Source organism: Xanthocytophaga flava (assembly GCF_030068545.1).
Classification (GTDB): domain Bacteria; phylum Bacteroidota; class Bacteroidia; order Cytophagales; family 172606-1; genus Xanthocytophaga; species Xanthocytophaga flava.
Genome location: NZ_JASJOR010000047.1, coordinates 37,188 through 46,491 on the forward strand (window position 1 = coordinate 37,188; position 9,304 = coordinate 46,491).

The 9,304-nt window shown below is 37.0% G+C and carries 7 protein-coding genes; 4 read left to right on the top strand and 3 right to left on the bottom strand.

Features of this window, described 5'->3' with window-relative positions:
- Positions 1-171: 171 nt before the first annotated feature.
- Positions 172-3,681 (bottom strand): DUF7619 domain-containing protein, encoded by a 3,510-nt coding sequence (locus QNI15_RS36450; RefSeq protein WP_314036900.1) that lies wholly within the window; start codon positions 3,679-3,681, stop codon positions 172-174.
- Between the two features lie 574 nt (positions 3,682-4,255).
- On the opposite strand from QNI15_RS36450, the gene QNI15_RS36455 reads away from it, so the two are divergent.
- From QNI15_RS36455 to QNI15_RS36465, 3 genes are all read left to right on the top strand, one after another.
- Positions 4,256-4,387 (top strand): hypothetical protein, encoded by a 132-nt coding sequence (locus QNI15_RS36455; RefSeq protein WP_314036902.1) that lies wholly within the window; start codon positions 4,256-4,258, stop codon positions 4,385-4,387.
- Between the two features lie 1,419 nt (positions 4,388-5,806).
- Positions 5,807-6,346, top strand: coding sequence for a hypothetical protein (locus QNI15_RS36460; protein WP_314036904.1), 540 nt, complete (start codon positions 5,807-5,809; stop codon positions 6,344-6,346).
- A 372-nt stretch (positions 6,347-6,718) separates the two neighbouring features.
- On the top strand, positions 6,719-7,201 hold the full coding sequence (locus tag QNI15_RS36465; RefSeq protein ID WP_314036906.1) for a nuclear transport factor 2 family protein: 483 nt from the start codon (positions 6,719-6,721) through the stop codon (positions 7,199-7,201).
- Positions 7,202-7,451: 250 nt separating this feature from the next.
- Here QNI15_RS36465 and QNI15_RS36470 read toward each other — a convergent pair whose 3' ends face one another.
- Both QNI15_RS36470 and QNI15_RS36475 read right to left on the bottom strand, forming a co-directional pair.
- On the bottom strand, positions 7,452-8,366 hold the full coding sequence (locus QNI15_RS36470; RefSeq protein ID WP_314036908.1) for a helix-turn-helix domain-containing protein: 915 nt from the start codon (positions 8,364-8,366) through the stop codon (positions 7,452-7,454).
- A 20-nt stretch (positions 8,367-8,386) separates the two neighbouring features.
- Entirely contained in the window at positions 8,387-8,566 is a 180-nt protein-coding gene (locus QNI15_RS36475; protein WP_314036910.1) for a hypothetical protein, read from the bottom strand.
- A 528-nt stretch (positions 8,567-9,094) separates the two neighbouring features.
- Here QNI15_RS36475 and QNI15_RS36480 point away from each other — a divergent pair.
- The coding region (locus QNI15_RS36480) for a hypothetical protein (RefSeq protein WP_314036912.1) at positions 9,095-9,304 on the top strand (210 nt) is incomplete at its 3' end.

Consider the following 9,304-nt stretch of genomic DNA (forward strand, 5'->3'; position numbering starts at 1 on the left):
TTGTTCGTTTTGACGATTTCTTACATGAAAACTTACCAAACTCTATAAAAAGTAGTTTATTTGGTGATATATACTACCAAAAAACAGACGAACCAATGGCCTATAAATAGAGAAAGCCAGCTTATGGAAAGCCAGCTTTCTCTACCGGAAAATGAAAGGAACCTTGAATACCTACTGCACCACAACACGCTGTATCGAAGTTCCCTTATTGGTCTGAATATGTACCAGATACATTCCTTTGGGCTTAGCCTGCATATTAATCTGTAAAGTCTGGTTGTCTGCTGAGGATAGACTTACAGTCTGTGACTCACCCAACAGATTATAGATCTTAACCTGTTCAATGCGAACAGAGGCATCTACCGACTGAATCCACACCTGACTCTGGGTAGGATTTGGATATAGGCTCAGCTTGCCTTTCAGCGCATCAGGTTCAGAAGCCATTACTTTATCAATAATGCTATCATCCAACTGATTGGCAGGATCGATTACTTTGGGTACATCATATAGCACATTAGCTGTAGTGTTGGTACGTACCGGATCATTGTAATCAAAGAAGATGTCGGCAAAGTTTTCGATACGAGCTTTCTCGGCTAAGCCAGCTTTAGGCTTGATCGAAAACTGAATAAATCCATTGCTGCCTTTCTGATCACGGGTGCTGTCTGGTAGATTGATATTATTGAATGTCCAGCTTAAAACAGGTTGTCCTTTGCCACTTACTTTCAGTGAATAACCATGCGAAGCAGCTCCCATTTGCAATGTGGCGATATCCAGGTTTTCGGACAAGGTATCTACTACCACCACTTTATAGGCATAATCCGTACCTGTATTCTGGAAGCGAATAGTATATTTCAGTTCAGAATTTGTTGGTGTATAATGGTCTACAGGTGTTCCAGCAGGACTTACCAGCTTATCATTGGGATCATAAGAATCTATTATCTGTAGACATTGAATCGCGACTTCAGGCTCTGCATCGTCTTGTGGAAATGCATTGACATATCCTTTACTCACTATATCACTGCTAGAGGCTACACATCCTTCAATGGTCAGATTCGTTTGAGATTTACGGGGATGACCGGGTCGCTGGTCGGCTTCCAGACGAACGGTCTTGCCGTTAGCAGGAATTTTTAACTCTATACTACCTGTTCTTTGCAGTTTGTAATAGTTGCGGAAAGCCAGTTGCGCATCCAGGAACACTCTAAACTCAGCACTATCTGACATAGCCTGTCCACTATTTTCAATCAACATCTGTACTTTGCCATTTTCAATACACTTACCTGTCAGTATAATATCTGACTGATCCCATTGAGAGTTTGCAGGAAGTGTATAGTCATTGGCAGGAGTAATCCAAACTTTGGTACATTGAGTTACTCCCGTGATTTTAGCCAAACACGCTACTGAATCTATAATATGGATATTACCTGATTGATGAGCTTGAAGTAAGCCGATAGTGAAGACATAGTTAGAATCTTTATCAATACTGTAAGGCAAGCCTGCTGTTTTCAGTGTAACATGTTGAGGCATTTTTAGATATACTTTTACATTGGTAGCATCCGCATACCCTGTGTTGGAATAGCTGATTACAGTTGTGTTGGTAAAACATCTTCGGCGACGGTTAGAACTGACCATAACTTCCAGATGAGGTATATTTGTAATTGCATTGGCAAAGTTAACACCAGATAACCACTCACCTTCATTAGCCAATGTTATCGGCACAGATGTGTTATTCTCCGGACAAATCGACTGCAATAACAGACCATTTGCATGTAGCTGGCTAACTGTGTAAGTACCTGTAGGAACAGCAATTCGATAATTACCTTCTTTATCAGTACTGCCATAGTATCCACCTGGATTAGCAATCAGTATTACCTGGGAAAGAGCTTCATCCGTGTCATCAAAGTTACAATTCTGATTTTTGTCAGCATATACTTTACCGCTGATAAATGACTTTTGATTTGTACTATAAACCATTACTCCGATCCACGGATTTGTCCAATAGATATCTCCATTTTTGTCCACAGCAATTGCGATAGGACTCTGTACCAACCCATTTACTTTTAGTAAAGGTATACCAGTAGAATCTAGCTTTTGGATACGGTAATTATACCCATCAGTAACCCAAAGATTATCCTCACTATCTGTTGTAATACCTTGAACAGAGAACAATCCAACAGTCCTTATTCTTCTTAGAAATTTACCATTGGGATCAAATTTCTGGATACAATAATTTACCTCATCTGCTGCCCATACATTTCCATAACTATCAGTTGTTACACCACGAAGAGAAATAAAGCTCCCATCCATGTCGCCATAGTTACCCACCTTTAGCAGGAATTTACCTGTTGAATCAAACTTCTCAATACGGTAATTCTTTGGATCTGCAACCCAGATATTGCCCTGATGATCTGCTGTAATCCCTGTAGGAAAAGTAAACTGTCCATCATCGCTTCCTAAAGAACCAAACTTTAGTAAAAAATTGCCATTGGTATCAAATTTTTTGACAGAGTTGTCTCCAATGTCTATTACCCATACATTTCCTTTATTATCTGTTACTATGTCATTAGTATGGTATAAATAGGCATATTTAGAACCCGTTAAATAAAATGACAGGAGGAAATTCCCTTCTGCATCAAATTTTTGAACACGATTATTTCCGCTATCTACGACCCATGTGTTTCCCTGTTTATCTATCGCAATGCCCTGTGAGTATTTGAACTCGCCATTTTTTGGCCCACCGCTCCCGTATGTTCCAGTAAACTTGCCATTACTATCAAATTTTTGGATTCGGCTACTTTCATCTGTTACCCAAATTGTGCCCTTACGATCTATGAATATCCCTGTTGGAAGTGAAAACTGTCCATCGAGTGTACCTGATGTTCCGGCTGTTAATAAAAACTTACCATTCTTATCAAATTTCTGAAGACGATTATTGGTCTTATCTACTACCCAAACATTATCCTGACTATCCGTTGCGATATCCAATGGATCACCAAATTGTCCAATTTCAGTTCCAACATTTCCTACATTTAAAAGGAACTTACCCGTTGAGTCAAACTTCTCAATACGATACAGCCTACTATTTGCAACCCAAATATTTCCCTTACTATCAATGGCTATTCCACCTGGAAAATAAAGCTGTCCGTCCTCTCTTCCATTACCCCCTCCCACTTTTAGCAAGAATTTACCATTTTTATCAAATTTCTGAAGACGATGATTTCCACTATCTACGACCCAGATATTTCCCTGATGATCTATTGTTATGCCACTTGGCTTATTAAACTGACCATCATCTGTTCCAGTAAGACCAAATTGTAATAGGATATTCCCACGCATATCCGATTTTATGATCTTGTTATAGTAGCTATCTGCTATCCAAAGATTTCCTTCTTCATCTGGAACAGTAAATTTTACCAGACTGAATTGAAGAGGATAAGATCCATAGGCTTTCTGTTCAGCAGCAGCAATAGTGGATTGAAAAAATCCATTCGGATCCATCCTTGCTACAGACCCATTCTGACTGGAAACATAGACAAAGCCTTGCTTGTCCACAGATATATCAAAAGGAGCATAGACATTGGTTTTTCCTATAGTTCGTTTAAATGTATACTGCTGCCCCCAGCCCGAAACAGCAAAAAGGAAAGTGATAAGTATAGAGAAAAGACTTGTGAGTAAACGTGTTGTCATAGAGTAAGTACAAAATAATTCAGACAAATGTGTTCAACAATCCATAGATAAGTTGTATTCAGTTTTACTTACGCTGCTGAATAGAGGAGGAAAAACGGTAAATGCACCAGGAAGGAATAGTTAACACTTTGTAAAAGTTTATTCATAGAGTGATTACAGAAGATCTAACCACAAAGGTAGATAAAGGGGATAATGTGCTTTTTTTAACTTACTATAGTTTCTTACATAAACACATTGTACACCTGTATTCAACAAAAGAGCGGAACCTCTTCGAGTGAGCAATAGAGAGTCTTTTATTCTTTTTGGTAATAGTAAGTGTAAGCACTTATAATCAATCGGTTATAAAACCTATTTCTGAAAATTGAAGAACTGGCATTATAAAAAAGAAGAATGCCAGGGACTGTATAAAAAAACTTTCTCAGAAATCAGATAAAAGGGAAATATCTTCCAACACATTCCAAAGCAAATCTCACATACAGGTGTTACTACTTATATTTTCTATGTACCTATATGGCTGGGATTTTCCGAAACACGTATGCATGAAATCTCTATCTGGCAGTTAGATTAGATAACCGTGCCACCGTTTCATCCCAATCGGGTAGAAAGCTGCCTCTACTACCAACTGGAAGAAGGTAGCTATACACTAAAAGTGATGACAAAGCCCCCTACACATTATCCAGGCAAGTACAGACAATTTGAACAGTAAGATTACGGATTTTACGGATGATGGGCTTTTTGTCTGGTATAGTAGTAACTCAAAAATGAATTCAATGGGATCTGTAATGATGTATCAGGTGAAAGACAACGAATGTTTTCCGTTCTACCTCTCGTTGAGCGGAGGCCTAAACTGGAAGGTGCAAAAGACAAAGGGGATAACCCGAAGCCAAGTAGAGGAAATGTTAGGTGCAAACTAGGATTAAGTAAAAGACGTTTTGAGTTTACCTCTAAGAAGGGCTTTTTTGAGATAATGTTAAAAGGCTTTCAAACGGAAGTTAGCTATCTGAAATGGTTGCAGTATCCTTAAAAAGCAAAAGTCAGACAGTACAGCCTGACTTTGGTAAATTTTCTTGATATAACAAGTTTGACAAAAAAGGATGTCTGAGCTTTCTTGTTGCCAATTGGCTTAAACAGCCAAATATTGCTCGTAACATCAAGTAGTATGACATTTTTAGAGAGGTAATAACCAATTAATAAATCACATGCTAAATTCAGTTTCTTCGAATATTTCTAGCTATTTGTGGATGTTTTAAACTAAATACAAGTTTAACAAAATTTTTATATGGCCTTATCCAATCTAAATTAATGCATGTTAAGTGGTAAATAATAACTCTAGTTCTTTTCGTTATAATTCACTTAGTTATGATATATTAATTATCCCATAAAAACAAAGATACTTTTTTAATATAAACTATTCCTGGTTAAGTAGTTAACTACTTATTTTAAATAATTAAAAATTATTTTTTTCATTTTATAAAATGTTAGAATAGTAAAAAAAATGCTAAATGTATTAATTATAAATAAAAAAAAAGTTGTTTCATAATAATGAGTAGTGTATGAGAAATGAGTATAGCATGATATTCCAATAAGTAAACATAATACTAAAGAAACAACAAGTAACAACCCCTGTTGCAAGATCAATTTTAGAACACGATCATTTACGATATAGGTTAGAAGAAAGTTAATGATTATAGGACACGCAAAGAAATAAGGGAAATAATAAATTGCTGTCCACAATACATATAAACTTTTACTTTCTTGTGGTAAAAGAATTAACATCACCCAAGCTAAACCTAAACAAGCACTTATGAAGGCAGATATCAAGTTCACTTTAATTGTCTTCATCTTTTACATCTGTTTCCCAATCAATTTTTCTTGTAAAGTTATGCGTTTTTTCTGCTTGCCTTCCATTTTGATTGATCTCTTTTACATAAACTCCTTTTCAGACTCCTGTAGGATATGGAAACTGAGTAACGTAATAATTCGCATACGTAGTAAAGTTTAAAACGGGTTTTGAGTGCAATTTACCTCTTTCCGATACAGTAGCTTGCCTTTTTACGAAAAATTTCCACTCTGTTTCTTTTCCGGATAATAACAGAGCAGTAAAAAATCAGTTTAATTTGCATTCATGATTAAGCTACAAGACCTGAAAGGATTTACTATAAACAAGATAAAAGACCTGTTATGGGATCAGAGAAATATATTATGGACACGAGATTCGAAAACATTTTTTATATCCATTCCCAAGACAACCCAATGGCCTATTCATTCAAAGGCTGAAATTGCATCTGATTATCTCAACCTGGCTTTTTGTGGTCAAGCAATATGGGAGATTGCTAAAGATAATGGAGACGATTTTGAAAGTAATTTTCAATATCAACCTGTTCCTATTGAAGAAGACGGGAGTGTATTATTCACTGTTTCTTTCAAAAATACAGAATTGGCAATGAGTGAGTTGGCGGATGCTATTTGTTTACTTGCATTCCTATATCGTTACACTGATGATACCGGATTTCATGACAATATAGATTGGTCAGAATATGATAATAATTTGGACTTGCTCCGTTTAGACATGATCAAAGGATTTAAAGAAGATATGGAATGGCATGAGTTCTATCCAGCCTGCCCCTATTTTCTTGAAGTTTATAATGATTTCAGCAAGGAATAAGAGAATACTGAATATTCAGAGAGAACATCCCACTGTCTCCGAATTCATTGCGGGGATGCGTTCATTGTTGTCAAATAGTATTGAAAGATGTACCTCCATCTGTTCCTTTATATCCAAAAGAGTCTCAATAAAACGAAATGACTGTTGGACTGGCAAATAGTAGTCTGAAAGGTTCTACCATTTTGAAATAATACTACTTATCCCTACTATTACTTAAACAACAGAAATAGTGTTAATTGAACTCAAATATAAATTTTGATGAATCTAAGTCACAGGTTCCGATAAGTAAGAAATAGACGAAGTTCGTAAACACAGAGGTTGGCAGTCATTCTAAAAGTCAAAACTACAGATAGTAACAGACAACAAAAGACAATGGAAAAAGAACTTGAAAATCTAATTGAAAAGACAAAAATTAGCGACTTGCACATTCGCTATTTCAGAGCTATTGACGAAAAAACACTTGATAAAAACATCGTTGCAGACACTTTTACCGCAGACGGACAAATTGTAAAACCAAACGGTGCAGTTTCTATTGGACACCACAACATACTCGACGGACAACTAAAAAGTTTTGCACGTTTCCAAGCGACACAACATACGACAAGCGACTTTATCATAGAACTTAACAACGACAAAGCGACAATTAGAATAAACTTGACGGCAATGCACGTTTGGGGCGACGTTGACGAAAATCCGACACTTAAAGGGAAACACTTTCACGCAGGTGGCGTTTTGACGACAAAAGCCATTAAGACAGACAATCAATGGAAAATAAGCGAATGGATTTTTCGCAATGTTTGGAGGACAGGCGAAGGAATGAATGAAATGGCGAAATTTGCAAGACCAACAGAATGAAAAAACAACAAACTGCCAATCGGGTAGACGGCTCTGCCGTATCCGCCTGAACTGTAGTAGTTAGCTGTAAGCTAGAAGGCATCAATTCCTATAAATAGTTACAAGATATACTGGAGCGATTACCTAATCATCCTAGTAATCAGCTCGGCCAATTAATCCTTTCCCATGGAAGCCTACTGCTTCCTAAATGGCTACTTTAGCGAATAGATATACACTTTTACGGGGAAACGCCATTCGCTTTCTGCCATCTTTAATGAAACGATTGTCTGAACTCCAAAGGCGAAACATTTGTCTTTGTCTTGAAAAGTTTGCTAAACGATTGTGAATGTTCAAAACCTAATTCATACGCAATCTCTGAAACGGAAAGATTTGTCGTTGATAATTTTTCTTTGGCTTTTTCTATGATGGCGTTCTGAATGTATTGTTGGGTATTGAGTCCCGTCAGTGAACGCAACATATCACTCAAATAACGCTGCGATAGCTTTAATTCTGTGCTGATATATTTCACGGATGGTAAACCGTTTCTCAAACTGTTTTCTTCTTCAAAATAGTTTTCTAAAAGTTTATCCAAAGAAGCTATGATGTCATGATTGACTGCTTTTCTGGTAATGAATTGGCGATTGTAAAAACGATTGCTGTAATTGAGCAGTAATTCTAGTTGTGATACCAGCACATCCTGGCTGAAACCGTCGATATTGTTGGCTAACTCGTGGGCTATTGTCGTAAATAAATTGGCTGTAATTTCTTTTTCTTTCGCCGACAAAAACAAGGCTTCTGAAACATCGTAAGAGAAAAAGCCATACTTATGTATCGTATTTCCTAATGAATAACTTCGTAAAAAGTCTGAATGAAAATACAAAGCAAAACCTTCATAATTTTCTGTTTCTGTTGGTGAAAAAACGATTTGCCTAGGCTTCAAAAATGCCAATCCACCTTCTTCAAAATCATAATGTCCCTGTCCGTATTTTATCTGTCCCTTAAATGTAGACTTAAAGGAAATTTTATAAAAATCAAGACTTATTTTTTGTCCTTTTGGAAACTTTTCAATCGCAACCTTATTGTAATCCACCAATCCAACCAATGGGTGCAAAGGTGCAGGAAGTTCCAATTCCCGCATCAGTTGCGATATGCTCTTAATATGCTTGATGTCAGCTTGTCTTTCCATTTTTCAGATTACGAATTTAATCAATTTTGTTTTGACGGACGAATAACGATGTCGCTAATCTCAACATAGCTTGGTTGGCTTATTGCATAAATTACAGCGTTGGCGATAGCAATGGAATTTATGGCAATCTGCTCCATACCCTTTTGGATTGCTGTTTTCATGGCTTCATTTTTCAGGTTGTTTGCAAAATCTGTTTTCACAAATTCGGGCCAAATACCCGTAAAGCGTATGTTTCTGTTTGATTCCTGACAAAAGCTTCTGCAATAGTTCGAATGGCATTTCAATTTTACATGAGTCATCCTGAATGTTGGATAAGAGCAAAACCCGAGCCTATGTTTTTGAAAATGTGGGCTTGGGTTAATTTTTGAGAGAGGTTTCTTCCTTCGTTTCTTTATTGTCTCTTACATCACTCTTCTTGTGGCCTCTTACTTTTTTGCTTGTCCAAAAAAGTAAGCAAAAAAGGACACTTTTCTCCGATCCTTCCACCCGCAAGGCCAAAGGCCAACCTCGCGGAGAAAAGATTGCCAGCGCACCTATACGACCACACACGATTGAAGTCAACACAACTCTCTTTGTACCAAAATTTGTCTGTATCTTCACAAAGGATATAGGACAGGATAAAGGGGCTTTCCCTTATCTTGTCCCATAACTTTTTCAATTTTGCGGGTTTTAGAGACAATTGCTTTTTCATGCCCTAAAACTCTTTTTTGTCCTCCTGAAAGGATATCGTGACAAGACCGGCGGCCTTTCCGATTGGAATGTATTTGTTTTTCTCACAAACCAGGCATGGCTCTATTTGTCAAGAGATCCTTGTGCCCGTTGTTGGTGTTATCACCATAGCCGTCAGGCTAAGGAAAAAAGCATATCTTTGTCGTATGCAAGATATTGATTTTCAAAATATTGTGACTTCTGATAAAGATTTCACTGAATTGTCTTCT

Excerpts from the sequence above, each read along its gene's own strand:
- QNI15_RS36465 (WP_314036906.1), top strand. The coding sequence starts at position 6,719 with ATGGAAAAAGAACTTGAAAATCTAATTGAAAAGACAAAAATTAGCGAC.
- QNI15_RS36470 (WP_314036908.1), bottom strand. The coding sequence starts at position 8,366 with ATGGAAAGACAAGCTGACATCAAGCATATTAAGAGCATATCGCAACTG.
- QNI15_RS36460 (WP_314036904.1), top strand. The coding sequence starts at position 5,807 with ATGATTAAGCTACAAGACCTGAAAGGATTTACTATAAACAAGATAAAA.
- QNI15_RS36450 (WP_314036900.1), bottom strand. The coding sequence starts at position 3,681 with ATGACAACACGTTTACTCACAAGTCTTTTCTCTATACTTATCACTTTC.